The sequence below is a fragment of the Sulfitobacter sp. UBA4523 genome (genome assembly GCF_002388305.1).
Taxonomy (GTDB): Bacteria; Pseudomonadota; Alphaproteobacteria; order Rhodobacterales; family Rhodobacteraceae; genus Sulfitobacter; species Sulfitobacter pontiacus.
Genome location: NZ_DGMH01000022.1, coordinates 164,954 through 180,410, shown reverse-complemented (window position 1 = coordinate 180,410; position 15,457 = coordinate 164,954). Strand labels below are relative to the sequence as shown.

General features: G+C 60.1%; 14 protein-coding genes and 1 pseudogene. 6 read left to right on the top strand and 9 right to left on the bottom strand.

Translation table 11 applies throughout. From position 1 onward, the window contains the following. Window positions 1-101 precede the first annotated feature (101 nt). Complete coding sequence (pncA, locus tag B3849_RS05615) at window positions 102-698, top strand: bifunctional nicotinamidase/pyrazinamidase (RefSeq protein ID WP_278375018.1); 597 nt, start codon at window positions 102-104, stop codon at window positions 696-698. Here pncA and B3849_RS05610 read toward each other — a convergent pair. Further along, window positions 685-1,344 (bottom strand): MarC family protein, encoded by a 660-nt coding sequence (locus B3849_RS05610; protein WP_005850509.1) that lies wholly within the window; start codon window positions 1,342-1,344, stop codon window positions 685-687. The genes pncA and B3849_RS05610 overlap by 14 nt on opposite strands. A 125-nt stretch (window positions 1,345-1,469) precedes the next feature. On the opposite strand from B3849_RS05610, the gene pncB reads away from it, so the two are divergent. Then, on the top strand, window positions 1,470-2,762 hold the full coding sequence (gene pncB / locus B3849_RS05605) for a nicotinate phosphoribosyltransferase (RefSeq protein WP_009825586.1): 1,293 nt from the start codon (window positions 1,470-1,472) through the stop codon (window positions 2,760-2,762). A gap of 87 nt (window positions 2,763-2,849) precedes the next feature. On the opposite strand, the gene B3849_RS05600 is transcribed toward pncB, so the two are convergent. The 6 genes from B3849_RS05600 to B3849_RS05575 form a co-directional block, all read right to left on the bottom strand. Continuing rightward, a complete protein-coding gene (locus tag B3849_RS05600; RefSeq protein WP_037942593.1) occupies window positions 2,850-3,395 on the bottom strand; it encodes a hypothetical protein in 546 nt (181 codons plus the stop codon). A gap of 202 nt (window positions 3,396-3,597) precedes the next feature. Next, complete coding sequence (arfB, locus tag B3849_RS05595; RefSeq protein WP_005850506.1) at window positions 3,598-4,020, bottom strand: alternative ribosome rescue aminoacyl-tRNA hydrolase ArfB; 423 nt, start codon at window positions 4,018-4,020, stop codon at window positions 3,598-3,600. Between the two features lie 332 nt (window positions 4,021-4,352). After that, window positions 4,353-4,973, bottom strand: a complete 621-nt coding sequence (locus tag B3849_RS05590; RefSeq protein WP_037954002.1) for a queuosine precursor transporter — start codon at window positions 4,971-4,973, stop codon at window positions 4,353-4,355. 92 nt (window positions 4,974-5,065) lie between these two features. After that, window positions 5,066-5,932 (bottom strand): esterase-like activity of phytase family protein, encoded by an 867-nt coding sequence (locus B3849_RS05585; RefSeq protein WP_286779900.1) that lies wholly within the window; start codon window positions 5,930-5,932, stop codon window positions 5,066-5,068. A gap of 2 nt (window positions 5,933-5,934) precedes the next feature. Then, window positions 5,935-6,870, bottom strand: a complete 936-nt coding sequence (gene mepA, locus B3849_RS05580; protein ID WP_005850503.1) for a penicillin-insensitive murein endopeptidase — start codon at window positions 6,868-6,870, stop codon at window positions 5,935-5,937. Beyond that, on the bottom strand, window positions 6,867-8,240 hold the full coding sequence (locus tag B3849_RS05575) for an MFS transporter (protein ID WP_278424962.1): 1,374 nt from the start codon (window positions 8,238-8,240) through the stop codon (window positions 6,867-6,869). The genes mepA and B3849_RS05575 overlap by 4 nt, the downstream gene beginning before the upstream one ends. Before the next feature lie 201 nt (window positions 8,241-8,441). Here B3849_RS05575 and B3849_RS05570 point away from each other — a divergent pair, with 201 nt between their 5' ends. The 4 genes from B3849_RS05570 (at window position 8,442) to yaaA (ending at window position 12,122) form a co-directional block, all read left to right on the top strand. Then, a complete protein-coding gene (locus B3849_RS05570; protein ID WP_235183734.1) occupies window positions 8,442-8,768 on the top strand; it encodes a BLUF domain-containing protein in 327 nt (108 codons plus the stop codon). 102 nt (window positions 8,769-8,870) lie between these two features. Beyond that, a complete protein-coding gene (locus B3849_RS05565; protein ID WP_005850500.1) occupies window positions 8,871-9,158 on the top strand; it encodes a YggT family protein in 288 nt (95 codons plus the stop codon). A 109-nt stretch (window positions 9,159-9,267) separates the two neighbouring features. Beyond that, window positions 9,268-11,313, top strand: coding sequence for a DNA helicase RecQ (gene recQ / locus B3849_RS05560; RefSeq protein WP_132997580.1), 2,046 nt, complete (start codon window positions 9,268-9,270; stop codon window positions 11,311-11,313). Window positions 11,314-11,342: 29 nt separating this feature from the next. After that, a complete protein-coding gene (gene yaaA, locus B3849_RS05555; protein ID WP_278424961.1) occupies window positions 11,343-12,122 on the top strand; it encodes a peroxide stress protein YaaA in 780 nt (259 codons plus the stop codon). Here yaaA and B3849_RS05550 read toward each other — a convergent pair. Both B3849_RS05550 and B3849_RS05545 read right to left on the bottom strand, forming a co-directional pair. Next, window positions 12,107-14,248, bottom strand: a complete 2,142-nt coding sequence (locus tag B3849_RS05550; protein WP_286779899.1) for a response regulator — start codon at window positions 14,246-14,248, stop codon at window positions 12,107-12,109. The two genes, yaaA and B3849_RS05550, sit on opposite strands and share 16 nt — an antisense overlap. Before the next feature lie 102 nt (window positions 14,249-14,350). Beyond that, window positions 14,351-15,457: pseudogene (locus B3849_RS05545) on the bottom strand (hypothetical protein); the annotation flags it as partial.

The following is a 15,457-nucleotide window of genomic DNA, read 5'->3' as shown; positions in this document are numbered from 1 at the left end:
CGCGCTGAGATACGCCCATGCGGCGGTTCAGGCAAGGGGGTGCCGTGCCGCACCCGCCGTGCTATGTCCCTTGGCACAAGCTGGCCCATGAGGAACCCGATATGACCCACGCCCTGATCGTGATTGATGTGCAAAATGATTTCTGCCCCGGCGGAGCCCTTGCGGTGACAGACGGCGACGCCATCGTCGACGGGATCAACGCGCTGATGGGGCAGGCGGATGCGGTGGTTCTAACGCAGGACTGGCATCCGGCGGGCCATTCCTCCTTTGCGTCGTCCCATGCGGATAAGGCGCCGTTCGAGGTGACGCAGATGCCCTATGGCGCGCAGGTGCTGTGGCCGGATCATTGTGTCCAAGGCAGCAACGGGGCCGCGTTCCACCCGCGGCTGGATCAAACCCGTGCCGACATGATCATTCGCAAAGGGTACAACCCCGCCATAGACAGCTATTCTGCGTTCTTCGAAAATGACCAGAAGACACCTACCGGGCTTGAAGGGTATTTGCGGACACGCGGCATAACCAAGCTGACGATGGTTGGTCTGGCGCTTGATTTCTGCGTTAACTTTTCCGCCGTGGACGCGGCGAAGCTGGGCTTTGATGTCGAGGTCCGTTTGGACCTGTGTCGTGCGATCGATTTGGACGGGTCGCTTTCTGCCGCGCGCGAGGCGATGACGACGGCGGGGGTTACTCTGCGCTAAGCGGGGCGTCTTCGACGGGGGCGATGTTGAGGATATCCAGCGCATCCAGCCCGCCAAGCGTGGCATCCACCGCGACGGTCGCCAGAATGATCCCCATGACGCGGCTGATCACGCTGGCGCCCGTGGTCCCCATCAGGTGACCGATCCGCCCTGCGAGCAACAAAAGCACAAGCGTGAACAGCAGCACGACAACCAGCAGGCCCGCCGTGACCAGCTGGTCTGATATCTGGTTGGTGTGGTTGTCCGTCAGGATCACAATCGCCAGCATCGCCCCCGGAGAGGCGATAGACGGCATGGCGAGCGGAAAGACCGCACCGGCGAGATGATCCCGCTCTGCCGCCTCGATTTCCTGTGTCGGTTTAGGATCGCCGAAAATCATGCTGAGCGCGAAGAGGAACAGGATAATCCCGCCCGCGACCTGAAACGACCCCAGCCGCAGCCCAAGGTTCTCAAGCAGATATTGCCCGCCCACGAGGAACCCGAGCAAGACCAGACCGGCCACCAGTACGGCCCGCAGCGCAAAGCTCTTGTGCAGGTGTTGCGGGACGTTGGCTGTCGCGAAAAGAAAGACGGGAAGGCTGCCAATAGGGTCGATCACGACAAACAAGGTAATCAACTCTCGCAAGAGATTGGGCCATTCCAGCATCTAGCAGCGCTCCTTAGGGGGTTAAGTCGGTGGACTACCACAGGTTTTGCACTGTGTCAGCGGCAATTCCCTTGCCCGTACAAGATGGATGGGCCACAAACACACCGCCTAAGGGAGCTTTGAACATGGTCGACATTGCAAGCCGCGTCTGGAACCACAAGTGGAAGATCGACCCTATCGTGCGGTCCCTGATTGATACGGATTTCTATAAGCTGTTGATGTGCCAATCGGTTTTTCGCAACAAGCCGGAAACACAGGTCACATTCAGCCTGATCAACCGTTCCAAGCATATCCCGCTGGCCGATCTCATTGACGAAGGCGAGCTGCGCGAACAGCTCGATCACATCCGGTCGCTGTCACTCAGCCGTGGGGAAAGCACCTGGCTGCGTGGGAATACTTTTTACGGCAAGCGCCAGATGTTCCGCCCCGACTTCATGGAATGGTTCGAGGGCCTGCGCCTGCCGCCCTATCATCTAGAGCGGAAGGGTGACCAATACGAGCTGACATTCGAAGGGTCGTGGCCCGAGGTGATGCTGTGGGAGATCCCCGCCCTCGCCGTCTTGATGGAGCTGCGCAGCCGCGCCGTGCTGGACCGTATGGGCCGGTTCGAACTGCAGGTGCTCTATGCGCGCGGTATGACCCGTGTCTGGGAAAAGATCGAAGCCCTGCGGGAAATTCCCGATCTGTCCATCGCCGATTTCGGCACCCGTCGCCGCCATTCGTTCCTGTGGCAGGATTGGTGCGTGCAGGCCATGCAGGAAGGCTTGGGCGACGCCTTTACCGGTACGTCAAACTGCAAAATCGCCATGAGCCGAGAGGTCGAGGCGATTGGCACCAACGCGCATGAACTGCCGATGGTCTATGCCGCATTGGCCAAGGACGACGCCGCACTTGCGCAAGCGCCCTATGACGTTCTGCAAGACTGGCACGATGAACACGAAGGCAACCTGCGTATCATTCTGCCTGATACTTACGGCACAAAAGGCTTTCTGGATAACGCGCCCGACTGGCTGGCGGGCTGGACCGGCATCCGCGTCGACAGTGGTGATCCGGCGGTGGCGGCACAGACCGCGATCGATTGGTGGAAGTCCCGCGGTGAAGACCCCAGTGAAAAGCGGGTTATTTTCAGCGACGGTCTGGATGTCGCCAAGATCAAGGAACTGCATCAACAGTTCGCCGGCAAGGTCAAAGCCTCCTTTGGCTGGGGCACCTTGCTGACAAACGATTTCCGCGGGCTGGTGCCTGACGACGCGCTCGCCCCGTTTTCGTTGGTGTGCAAAGCGGTAAAGGCGAACGGCAGCCCGACGGTGAAGCTGTCGGATAACCCTAACAAAGCAATGGGCCCGCAGTCAGAGATTGATCGTTACAAACGTGTCTTTGGCGTCGGCGATCAGGCGGCTCAGAAAGTTATCGTCTGATCCGACGGCAAAAGGGGCCAGTGGTTTCCCACCGGCCCCTCTGCTTTATGCCGCCTGCGTGGGGTGCGGGGCATAACTGCAAATCGCTTAGCCGCGGTCGTCGACGATCAGGGTCAGACCGCCCATACCGTTACCGCGCACGGCCACGACCTCTTCCGAGGTGAAGCCTTCGGCTTCCAGCTCTGCGCTCAGGTCAGCATTGGCGTCAACAGAGGCGCGCATGTCGTCAACGGCCTCGGCCTGTGCGTCCAGCGCGTCGTCCAGCGCGGTTGTGGTCCCCTGTTTGGAGGCCTTCAGCTCCGACACGGTTACGACGTCCAGCTTGGCGTCGGCATCGAACGCATCAATTTCTGCTTGGGTCTGCGTGTCGGTTTCGGCACCGGCGCGCAGTTCCTGGATCAATTGACCATAGTTTTCCTGCGCGGTGTCGCCGGTGTCGGTCACGGCACCCTTGGCTTGTTTCAGTGTGGAATCGGTGGATAGTGAACCGGATGCGCCAACGTCAGCGCTGATGCCCGATCCTACGTCTGCTGCGCCGCCGACGGCACCATCAACAGAGGTTTGCGCCATCGCTGCGGTGGAAACGCCGGTGGCCATCAGGGTCGCGATCAGTGTTGTGGTCGTAAGTTTCATCTGAGTTCTCCTTAGATTTACTACCAGACATCGCTTGTATGTCTGCGAGGGGAACACCGGGCCGCGGCGATCCGTTCCGGCGCGGATTCGGCGCTCTGGCGGCGATTTGCCGATAGGGGGCGCATACCGGCAAAAAACGGCGAGATAGGGGTGCTGCTGTAGAAGTGATGGAACGGGGGCGCAGGGCAGGCCCCGCGGCAGGCTATTCCGGCGGATCAACCCGCCCGCGCAGCGCCTTCACCTCGCCCCGCGTCTTTTTCGCCTTCAGCCGACGTTTCTTCGAACCGAGCGTGGGGCGTGTCGGGATACGCTTTTTGGGCGGCTTCAACGCGGCGGTGATCAGTTCCTTCAGGCGCTCGCGGATAATTTCGCGGTTGCGGACCTGACTTCGGGTTTCGTCACATTGCAGCACCAAAGCGCCCTCGGTCGTCCAACGACGGCCCGCCAGTCTGCGCAGACGGTTTTTAACCGGCGTCGGAATAGAAGGGGAGGTCGCGGCCTCGAACCGCAGTTCCACGGCGCTCGAGACCTTGTTCACATTCTGACCGCCGGGCCCGGAGGCACGCATGAAGCTCTCCGTCAGCTCCCAGTCCTGGATGGCAATCTCGTCCGTGATCCGCAGCATCAAACTCTCCTTCATGGCGACTATCGCATCGCGCAGACCCAAGGGAAAGGGGAAGGCCCAGATACGAAAAGGGCCGCCCCGGTGCGGAGCGGCCCAATCGAATGGTTTAAGGAGGTGGGATCGGTTAGATCGGCGATCCACCCGGGTTGTTTCAACCGTCAGGGGCTGCCCTAACGGGATACCTCCCAAGCTGTTCCGACACCTCGCTCCAATACCGTTCTTGACACTGGATCACCTCCTTTACATCTGTTGAACTCACCTGAAGACTGGCACAGTAATCTGAAAACGCAAAACGTTTTCTGCACCCGTCACGGTTCACAAAAGGGTGCCTATCAACTGCGGGTCAAAAGTTGTGCAGTGATGATGCGGAAGGGGATCAGGGCAATCAGCGCAATCCCGAGTTTCACAGACCAGTCTGCAACAGCCAGCGATACCCAAAGCGGCGCGAGCGGGCCGCTGCCGAGCAATGGCAACATTTCGGCCGCCCAGGACACATCGGTTGCAGGATGCAGGAACGACAGGGCACCGGAAAATGAGATCGAGAAAAACAGCAGCGTATCAAGCGTGCTGCTGACCAGCGTGCTGGCCAAAGGCGCACGCCACCACGTGCCATCGCGCAGCGCAGAGAAGATCGCGACATCGACCAATTGCGCCACGAGGAATGCCACACCGGACCCGATCGCGATGCGCAGGGTCACCAGCGGCCCGAATTCGCCCATGATCTGTGTCCCGATCAGCGAACAGACCAGCCCGACGACAAAGCCTACCAGCACGACACGGCGCGCGGCATCCTTGCCGTAGACGCGGTTCATCACGTCGGTGACCAGAAACGCCAGCGGATAGGTGAACGCGCCCCAGGTCAGCCATTGGCCAAAGAGGAACTGAACAAGAATGTTGGAGGCCACAACGATGGCGGCCATGGCAAGAATGCCGGGAAGGTAGGTGCGTGTCATATTTGAAACCGTTTTTTGCAAGGGTGCGGCGACTTGGCCTGCGGGGATCGCAGACGTCATGCGTTGTAGGGAAGGCGGGGCACCCGCGCAAGCTATTGCGTTATCGTCAGCTCGATCACCTGGGTTTCCTGCACGGAGAGGAAATTATCGTCTGATATCATCATCACCCGCGTGCGCCCGATGGCGTCGCGCCAAACGGTCAGCGCTTCTAGGTTGTCGTATCGCGCGGGCAGGGTTTGCAGCAGCGTCACCGCGCTTGCCTGATCCCCAAAGAGTTCGATCCGCCGCAGGCGCGTGCGAAACCCCAGCGGGGTGACCGTACGCTCGAGCAGATACAACCGCCCTTCGTCGTCGAAATCCGCACCCACGGGGACAAAGGGGCTGTCATTTTCGAGGTAGGCCGCGATGCGCCACGTGCCGTCTTGGTATTTGTACAGCGGGATCTGATCGCCACGGTTATCCTCGGGCAAGGCATAAAGCGCGCCTGTTGCATCAACGGCCAAAGCTTCAAACCCGGCGTTGTCGCGCAGCACTGCGCCCTCGGGCGGGGCGATGAACTGCAACGGGGTGCCGTCGGCAAGGTTGGTACGCGCGATGCGATGATCGCCTTCGTAGCTGATAAAGATGCTGCCATCCGGCGCAATCGCCAGACCTTCGGCGTCGGCCTCGGGTTTGTCCATCACCGCGCCGTTCTTATCGCGCAGCGCGACGGAATGGATGATCTCCATCCCCGTCAGCGTGCCAAGCGCGTCGCGCGACAGGTCGGCCACGATGATCCGCCCGCGGTCACTGATCGCGGTAAGCTGTTTGCCATCCGCGCGCATCTCGACACCGGACAGGCCACCGAACCAGGGCGCGTTATGCTCCCACGTCAACTGCTGATGCTGCGCAATAGGGCCATTTGCACCCGCCGCAAAAGCAGCGGAGGCAAAGCCGAGGGCAAAAAGGATCTGTAGCAAACTTAGTTCGAATCCAGCACGGATTGGCATTGCGCTGGCAGGTCAGCAAGCAGCAGTTCGCGCTTTGGCTTGCGCTTGGGCGCATTGGGGTTTGGGGGGGGCGGGTTCAGGATATTCGCCTGCCACTGACGCGCATCGGCGCAGCCGTCGCCCGCAGGGGGCGGATCCTGGTTGACGCAGCCGGTCGCCCCTTTGGGGCAGCTCAGCCGGACGTGGAAATGATAGTGGTGCCCGTACCAAGGGCGGATTTTGCGCAGCCAGCTGCGGTCGCCCTTTTCATCGGCACACATCTGCACCTTGGCCCCGGGGAAAACAAAGATGCGCGCCACGCGGGGGTCAGATGCCGCGGCCTTGAGCACCTGATGGTGCTGCGGGGTCCAGCTGCTGTTCACATAGGCACCGCTGGCCCGACGCATGGATATAGAGGAGATACTTTCACGCTCTGCCCGGCTGAGCGACAGCGACTTGGGCGGAAGCATCCAGAAATCGGCGTCCAGACCCATCTGGTGGCTGGCGTGTCCTGTCAGCATCGGGCCACCACGGGGCTGGCTGATATCGCCGACATACAGCCCTTCCCAACCGGGTTGCTGCGCGGCCTTCGCGCTGAGCGTTTTAATGTAATCGATCATCTCCGGGTGGCCCCAGTTGCGGTTGCGCGACAGGCGCATCGCTTGCCAGGTCGGCCCCGTTTCCGCCAGTTGTTGTGCCCCCGCGACGCAGCCCTTTGAATAGCTGCCGTAAGCGGCGGAAGACTGCCGTGACCCGTCGGCTTTCGCGCCAAAAAGCTTCTTGGCCTGAATGTTGCTTCGCGCGCCCCCCGACGACCCGATGGTCGGCAGGATTTTGGACGCTTCCGCATTCGGCTTGGACGGTGACCCGCCGCAGGCCGCGAGCGTGAGGGCCAGCGCGGTACATGTGAGGATTCGTGTCAGGATCATTTCGCGAAATCTCCGTTCGGTTTCACCCAGACTAACAGAACCAGGCCGATGATGAACAGCCCTACGACAGGGGCGATCCCGATCCGTTGGCTGCCGGATACGTCGCTTGCGATGGCGATCAGGGCAGGGGCTAGAAACGAGGTCGCTTTGCCCGACAGCGCGTAAAGGCCAAACGCCTCTGTCATGCGGTCGGGGTTGCCCTGACGGGTCAGCATATTGCGCGACGATGCCTGCAGCGCCCCGCCCGCCGCACCGATCAACGCACCGGCGATGTAAAAGGCGATGTCGGGCGCGGAGGAACCTTCGGCCAGCGTGATGCCCATAATCGAGTTGGGCGTCAGCGAGATGATCAGCACGGCCGTTGCAATCAGGATCAGACAGCATGTTACGATCACAGGCATCGGCCCAATCGCACGATCCACACGCCCGCCCACCCAGCAGAACACCGCGCCTGAAATCGCGGCAAGTATCCCGAAGACGCCGATATCAATAATGCTCCAGTTCAATACGCCAAGCGCGTATATCCCGCCGAATGTGTACATTCCGTTAAGCGCATCGCGGTAAAACATGGATGACCCCAAATAGGCCAGCAGCGACGGGTGACGCGGTAGGTTCTTCAGCGTAACCCACAGATCAGAAAGCCCTTGCCCCACGTGGTATCGCGCCGCGCCGGTCACCGGCGTATCGCGCACATACAGAAAGAAGGGGATCATAAAGATCGCGTACCAGATTGCGGTCAGCGGCCCGACGATGCGCGTATCGGCTTTGGTCACGGGGTCCAGCCCGAAGAGCGGGCTCAGCCCCGCCATTGTGCGCCCATTGCTGCCCGCCTGAAACAGCGCGATCATCACGATCAGCGCCACAACACCGCCGACATAGCCAAATGCCCAGCCTGACCCCGACAGCCGCCCGCGCTCTCCCGGGTCGGGATGCAGCTCTGGCAGATAGGAGTTGGTGAAAATTGTCGCGAATTCCATCCCGATCAGGCCAATGCCAAAGAAGAAGAGCGCCCACAGGACCGAGAAATCTTGCGGCGCGGTCCACCACAGCGCGGCTGATCCCACCACATAAAGCCCCGAAAACAGCCAGATCCACGGCATCCGCTTGCCCGATGAATCAGCCACCGCCCCAAGGGTCGGGGCCAGTATCGCTATCATGATCCCCGCAACCGTCAGCCCGTAGCCCCAATAGGCCTGTGCCTGCGCCTTGGCGGCATCCAGCGCCATGCCGCTATCCACCAGATTTGCCGTTGCAGTTTGCGCGAAATAGGGGCCGAAAATAAACGTCAGAAGAAGCGTGTTATAGGGTTGGCTGGCCCAGTCAAAGAAGTACCAGCCCCAGATTTTCTTGCGCGCTGACGTGGCTGCCATGACTGCTTTCTCCTGTTTTGACGGACGGTAGTGCAGCAGCCCTACGCGGCGCAAGAGCGGTGTTGGGCGCAACGCTAGCGTGAACTGCCCATCAGTATGTCATAAGACATCTCAAAAGGGTCGCTTTTCAAATCCTTTTTGCCTACACAGGGCGCCAACGTTAAGAATGTTTTGGATAATTTTACGAGGCTCCGTATGTCGATGATCCGGCTTTTGTACTTCAGCACCGCAGTTCCTTCGGTCTCTAAGGCGGATGTTGCCGACATATTTACCGTCGCTGTGCGCGAGAATGAAAAACACGGCGTCACTGGCGCCTTGGCCTACAACGGGCGCAACTTTTGTCAGGTGCTTGAGGGCGAAGAAGCCGCCATCCGCCAGTTGATCGAAAACATCCAGAAAGACAGTCGTCACAGCGGCTTCAAAATCCTCGATGAAAAGCCGATCGAGACCCGGCATTTCGCCGATTGGTCCATGCTTCAGGTCGATAGTCTGGATTTTTCTGTCGTCATCAACGCGATGCAAGCGTGATGTGATGCGATTTTACCAAGAGCGGCGGTGCCAAGGCGCTGCCGCTCTTGTTCTTTGATGCCAGCGCACCTACTTTCGCGCTGTGCAACGAAAGGCCCCCTTATGACATCCCTGTTTCAGATCCTGATGCTTCTGCTGAACATCGTTTGGTTCATCATCATCGCGCATGTCATCATGAGCTGGCTGATTAATTTTCAGGTTTTAAATCTTCGTCAACCTTTGGTGGCGCAAGTTTGGGATGGGCTGAATCGCTTGTTGGAGCCTGTTTACGGGCGGGTCCGCAGCTTTCTGCCGCAAATGGGCGGGCTTGATCTGGCACCGCTGGTCGTTCTGATCGCCGTTGCCGTTCTGCGTATCCTGCTGATCAACAACGCCGCGCTGTTCTACTGATCGGGCGGCTGCTGGGGCAAAGACCCCGCCGGACGCACGGGCAGGGATTGTTCCCCGCCCGCGACTATGAGATTCTGCAAACTGCAGGTTAGATACAGTTGGGTTTTTCATGTCAGGCGCTGCCACGCTACTTCGTGATGTCTTTGGATTTGACGGGTTTCGCCCCGGCCAGCAAGAGATCGTAGAGGCCGTTACCGCCGGCGAAAACACATTGGCCATCATGCCCACGGGTGGTGGTAAATCTCTTTGTTTCCAAATGCCTGCACTTTTGCGCGACGGGGTGACGGTGGTGATATCGCCGTTGATTGCTCTGATGCGCGATCAGGTCCGCGCGCTGCAAGAGCTTGGCGTCGGGGCGGGGGCGCTGACCTCTGGCAATACGCCCGAGGAAACCGATGCCGTGTGGGAAGGGCTTGAGGCTGGGACGCTCAAGCTGCTCTACATGGCCCCCGAACGGCTCGCTGCCGGGTCGGTTACGGGCATGCTCAAACGGGTTGGCGTATCGCTGATCGCCGTGGACGAGGCGCATTGCGTCAGCCAGTGGGGCCATGATTTCCGCCCCGATTACCTGCGCATCGGCGAATTGCGTCGCACGCTTGACGTTCCGCTGGCCGCGTTCACCGCAACGGCGGACACGGAAACCCAAGCCGAGATCGTTCAGAAACTATTCGACGGTGTCCCCCCGCGCGCCTTCCTGCGCGGGTTCGACCGGCCCAATATCCATCTGGCCTTTGCGGCCAAAAACGGGCCGCGCGCGCAGATACTGAACTTTGCGTCAGGGCGTAGGGGGCAGTCGGGCATCGTCTATTGTGGTACGCGGGCCAAGACTGAAGGGCTGGCCAAAGCGTTGCGCGACGACGGACATCTGGCATTGCATTATCATGGCGGGATGGAGGCGGACGACCGCCGCACCGCCGAACGCCGTTTCCAGCAGGAAGACGGGCTGATTGTGGTGGCGACAGTGGCCTTTGGCATGGGCATCGACAAGCCGGATATCCGCTGGGTGGCCCACGCCGATTTGCCCAAATCCATTGAAGCCTACTACCAGGAAATCGGGCGGGCGGGTCGCGATGGTGCGCCGGCCGAGACGCTGACGTTGTTTGGCCCCGATGATATCCGTTTGCGCCGCAGCCAGATCGATGAAGGGCTCGCCCCGCCGGAACGGCGCGCCGCTGATCATGCACGACTGAACGCGCTGCTGGGGCTGGCCGAAGCATTGGCGTGTCGCCGTGCGAACCTGTTGAAATACTTTGACGAAACCGATGTCACCTGTGGCAATTGCGACCTTTGTGATACGCCTGTCGATGTGTTTGACGGGACCACCGCCGTGCGCAAGGCGCTGTCGGCAATGCTGCGCACCGAGGAATGGTTTGGCGCAGGTCATCTGATCGACATCCTGCTGGGCAATGAAACCGATAAAATCCGTGAACGCGGGCACAGCGATTTACCGACCTATGGCGTGGGCAAGGAATATGACAAACGCGAATGGCAGGCGGTGTTCCGGCAAATGATGGGGCACGATCTGGTGCGCCCCGATGCCGCACGTCACGGTGCGCTGCGCATGACCGATGCCGCATTGCCAATCCTGCGCGGTGAGGCGTCGATCTCTCTGCGCCGGGACAGTATCCGCGCCGCCGCATCGCAGCGCCGTCCTGCGGTCAAGGCGATGGTCAGCGACGAGGATGCGCCGCTGCTCTCTGCGCTCAAGGCGAAACGCCGCGGGCTGGCAGAAGCTGCCAAAGTGCCCGCCTATATCATTTTTAACGACCGCACCCTGATCGAGATGGCCGAGAAACGCCCGGATACACTGGACGCCATGGCCCGTATCGGCGGGGTGGGGGCCAAAAAGCTCGAGAATTTTGGCGATGCGTTTCTAGAGGTGATCAACGGGGCCGCCGCCGAGATGCACCCGACGCGGCGCAAGCTGGCGGGGCGCGCGGCAGGATCGGTGTTCGATCAATTGCGCGAAGTGCAAACCACCTTGTCTCGCGGGGCGGATGGCGGCGAAAAACCGTTGAGCTGCTCGACCTCGCTGCTGGCAAAAGTGGCGCAGCTGCACGCGCCGAACCTTGATGCCATCGAACGCATTTTGGGCGAGAAACGCACCGAAAGGTTTGGCCCCGCATTTCTGGACGTTTTGCAGCAAGCGGGCTAGCTCTTGCTGCGACCAAAAAAGGAAAATCCATGCTGACCGTTATCTCTCCCGCCAAGAAAATGGACTGGACCCCGCGCGACGTCGCTATGACGACGCCCGACCTGCAGGAAGATGCGGTCGCCTTGGTCAAGGTGGCCCGCGAACTGAGCGTTGGTGATTTGCAATCATTGATGCACCTGAGCGAGAAACTGGCCAAGCTGAACCGCGACCGTTTCGCCGCGTTCGAGGAAAAACCGTCCCCCGATGTTGTGCGCCCCGCTGCCTTTGCCTTTGCTGGTGACACCTATCAGGGGCTGGAAGCGACCAGCCTGGACCCTGATGAACTGGATTATGCCCAAGATCACCTGCGCATTCTGTCGGGGCTTTATGGTGTGCTGCGCCCCTTGGATGCCATTCAGGCCTACCGGCTTGAGATGGGCAGCCGATTGAAAACGCCGCGGGGCAAGTCGCTGTACGACTATTGGGGCGCGCGTCTGTCCGAAGCGTTGAACGAACAGGCGGAACAGACCAACAGTAAGGCGTTGGTGAATTGTGCCAGTCAGGAATATTTCGGCGCTGTCGACCTTAAGGCGTTGGTGCCGACGGTTGTAACACCACAGTTCATGGAAGATAAATCGGACGGCAAAGGGCCCAAGATTGTAAGCTTTTACGCCAAGAAAGCCCGCGGCGCGATGGCGCGTTTCGTGGTGCAGAACCGCCTTACCGACGCCGAGGCGATCAAGGATTTCGATATCGGCGGGTACGCATGGCAGAAAGAGCTGTCGACGCCGGAAAAACCCGTATTTGTGCGGCCCTATCCCACCAGCTGACCCTCCAGCGGGAAAGCCGCGTTGGGGCAGTAACGGTTAAGGAGCGCCACAAGCTCCGCCTTGCGCAGGGGTTTGGTGAGGAAATGATCCAGCCCGGCGGCGAGTATTCTTTCCTTTTCGTCCTGAATGGCATGCGCTGTCAGCGCGACAATCGGGCAACTGCTTGCCCCGTCTTCCAGCGCACGAATGGCGGCGGCGGCATCTTTGCCGTTCATCTTGGGCATAGAGATGTCCATGAACACCAGATCGGGCCGGAAGGTTTCAAACAGCGCAACTGCCTCTTGCCCGTTGGTGGCAAGTTGCAGGTCGATGTTCAGCCGTTGCAGCATCTTTCGAAGCACCAGACGATTGGTCTTATTGTCCTCGGCCGCCAAGACCCGCATCGGACGGGTACCAACAGGCACCGGCTGCATCGTTGACACCTCGGCCAGCAGCTCGGTGACACTAATCGGGTTCTTCATGATCCGGCGCACGCTCGTATCATCCATACTATCGCGAATTTTGTCGGGCGTCTGACTGTACAGGATTACCTGGGTCGCGGTGGCGGTGACGCGCACCGCGCGGGCAAATTCGATTCCGTCCATATCGGGCAACGTGTCGTCTACAAGCAGCAGATCAATACTGCCGTCCAGCGCGGCCAGCCCCGCTTCACCGGTGCCACAGGAAGTCACGCGCACACCGATATGTTCCAGATTGCGCTGCAAGATCGATCGGCAGATCGTTTCCCTTTCGACAATCAGGACATGGCGCAGGAAGGGGGGGGGCTTAAGCGGTGGCGCGGCACTGTCCTCTTGGGCCTTCAGGGGCAGTTCGAAGCCGAAGCACGACCCAACCCCGTGCTCTGACGTGACCCAAATCTCGCCCCCCATCAGTTGTACCAGACGTTGGCAGATGGCGAGCCCCAGTCCCGTCCCCTCTGCATTGGGGCTGGGGTCACTGCTGGCTTGGGTAAATTCCCCCATGATATGTTCAATCATGTCCGGCGGGATGCCAATGCCCGTATCCTCGATAGAGATTTTGATCAGCACGTTGCCAGAGCCCGCATCAGGTAGCCCCGTGGCGCGGATCAGGATATGCCCGTTTTGCGTAAACTTAACAGCATTTCCCACCAGATTGGTAAGCACTTGCCGGATGCGCCCTGCATCGCCGACCAGTTTGCGCGGCAGAAAGAGGTCGTAATCCAGTGCGAGGTCCAGCCCCTTTTGCACCGCAAGGGGCTGTAAAAGCAGCAATACCTCTTGGAAGACACGTTCCAGATCAAAGGGGGCGGGGTGGATGCTCAGTCGGTTTGCCTCGATGCGCGAGAAATCCAGAACGTCGTTGATGATGACCAGCAACGCTTCGCCAGAGGTCTTTATGGTGTCAACATACAGGCGTTGGTCTTGGGTCAGCGCGGTATCGCCAAGCACCTCCGTCATGCCTACGATCCCGTTCATAGGTGTGCGGATTTCGTGACTCATCTTGGCAAGGAAAAGCGATTTCGCGCTGTTGGCTGCCTCGGCCGTGGCGCGGGCATCAACGAGCTTGCGTTGGTATTCCACGGTTTCGGTAATGTCGCGAGCGAGTGATACGATATCACCGCCTTTTCCCCTTTGATCGACAATCTTGATATATGCGCCATTCCAGAGCTTTATGATGATGGGTGCCGGAGCCTTTTGCTGCGATCGCAGAAGCATCTTGGCGCGCCATTCCTCTGGCGTGCGGCGCCCGATGTTTACGATCCCTTCATCGGTGAGCACGCGCAGGATGGTAGAATAGCTGACACCCGGGCGGATGGCATCAATACCGTCGAACACGGCCAGATAAGACCGATTGGCCATGATCATTTCATTGTCTTTGTTGAAAAAGGCAAAGCCGTCGTGGATGGTTTCGACCGAATGCCACAGCCGGCGTTGGGTCAGTTCGATCTGTTCGCGCGCGGCACAAAGATCGGACATCACCCGTTTGTTTTCGCCGCGGATGTTTTCAACCTCCGCCCGTGTTTCAGAAATCTCGACAGAGACATTTTGCGCGTGGTCATCCAGCTTGCGATAAGCGGCACAAAGCTCTGCCTGGGTTTGTTCAAGCAGCGCTTCCACCTCTGCGCGGCGGCGTTGTTCATGGGCAAGCTGGTCAGCTGGTTTCATCCAAAGCTCCGAATCCCTCCTATCGGGGGGATCATGGGGGCTTGGGGTGAACAACTGCTTAAGCGTTGCGTGATTTGTCGGGCGGTGGCGTTGTTTTTAAGGTTAACGCCGCCCTTCGCGCAGCCATGCTGCAAGGATCAGGGCGCTGCCCAGCAACAGGACGAGCCACGCGGGCAGGATCGGCATCTGTCGCACGTCACGTGTTTCATAGGCGTTGCGAGGGGTCAGACCGATCCATCCACGTCCGGCTGCAGGGCGCCCGACACGTATGTCGCGGATGCGAGGCAGGCCGTCTTCGATCCGCGCGACACCACCGCGCAGGGGCGCAAGTACGGGGGCGAGGGTTTCGTCGCTTGCAATCGTTTCCACAAACTCCCGCGGGGCGGCGGGGCCCAAACCGATCACCGCGCTTTGGTCGCCATTTTCCAGCCGGTAAAGGCCAATCTCGGGGCCTTCGTAAACCCCTTCGAACACACCCGGCGCGGCTGGCGAAAGCGTGATCTCTGCCGTGCTGCCATCGGGGTTGGTCAGGGTGACAGGGGGGGTGTCGTCCCCCAGCGTGCGACGGGTGATGCGCATGGTCTGACCTTCGGCTGTGGCGGTCAGGGCCTCTTCCTCAAGCTCGGGTTCTTTCATCATCCAGTGGGCCAGCCGTCGCAACAGCTCTAGCTGCGGGCCGCCACCTTCATAGCCACGGTTCCACAGCCACGCATGATCTGACGCCATGAGCGCAACGCGCCCTTCTTCCACACGGTTCAGGATCAGCAGCGGCCGGTCATCTTCGCCGGTCATCACCACATGGCCCAAGGGATCGGCCACGTCGATCTGCCGCAGCCAGCGTCCCCATGTTTCCTGTTCGGGCAAGCCGCTGGTCACCGGATGGCGGTGCCCCAGCTCGGACACCAGCGGGCGGTAGGGCTGTTCGATCACCCGCGCGGTCGGCGTGGCGGGCAAGACCTCTCCGAGGGGGGAGCGGTAGATGCTGTCGGCGCTCGCGAAATCCGCCCCGGCAGCGACCAGCACAGCACCCCCGCCGCGCACATAATTCGCGACGTTTTCAAGATATAGCGACGGCAGGATGCCGCGGCGTTTGTAGCGGTCAAAGATGATCAGATCGAAATCCTCGATCTTTTCCATGAACAACTCGCGGGTGGGAAAGGCGATCAGCGAAAGTTCGTCCACCGGCACGCCATCCTGTTTTTCCGGCGG

Coding starts and splice junctions, on each gene's coding strand:
- pncA (WP_278375018.1), top strand. CDS start 102: ATGACCCACGCCCTGATCGTGATTGATGTGCAAAATGATTTCTGCCCC.
- B3849_RS05610 (WP_005850509.1), bottom strand. CDS start 1,344: ATGCTGGAATGGCCCAATCTCTTGCGAGAGTTGATTACCTTGTTTGTC.
- pncB (WP_009825586.1), top strand. CDS start 1,470: ATGGTCGACATTGCAAGCCGCGTCTGGAACCACAAGTGGAAGATCGAC.
- B3849_RS05600 (WP_037942593.1), bottom strand. CDS start 3,395: ATGAAACTTACGACCACAACACTGATCGCGACCCTGATGGCCACCGGC.
- arfB (WP_005850506.1), bottom strand. CDS start 4,020: ATGCTGCGGATCACGGACGAGATTGCCATCCAGGACTGGGAGCTGACG.
- B3849_RS05590 (WP_037954002.1), bottom strand. CDS start 4,973: ATGACACGCACCTACCTTCCCGGCATTCTTGCCATGGCCGCCATCGTT.
- mepA (WP_005850503.1), bottom strand. CDS start 6,870: ATGATCCTGACACGAATCCTCACATGTACCGCGCTGGCCCTCACGCTC.
- B3849_RS05575 (WP_278424962.1), bottom strand. CDS start 8,240: ATGGCAGCCACGTCAGCGCGCAAGAAAATCTGGGGCTGGTACTTCTTT.
- B3849_RS05570 (WP_235183734.1), top strand. CDS start 8,442: ATGATCCGGCTTTTGTACTTCAGCACCGCAGTTCCTTCGGTCTCTAAG.
- B3849_RS05565 (WP_005850500.1), top strand. CDS start 8,871: ATGACATCCCTGTTTCAGATCCTGATGCTTCTGCTGAACATCGTTTGG.
- recQ (WP_132997580.1), top strand. CDS start 9,268: ATGTCAGGCGCTGCCACGCTACTTCGTGATGTCTTTGGATTTGACGGG.
- yaaA (WP_278424961.1), top strand. CDS start 11,343: ATGCTGACCGTTATCTCTCCCGCCAAGAAAATGGACTGGACCCCGCGC.
- B3849_RS05550 (WP_286779899.1), bottom strand. CDS start 14,248: ATGAAACCAGCTGACCAGCTTGCCCATGAACAACGCCGCCGCGCAGAG.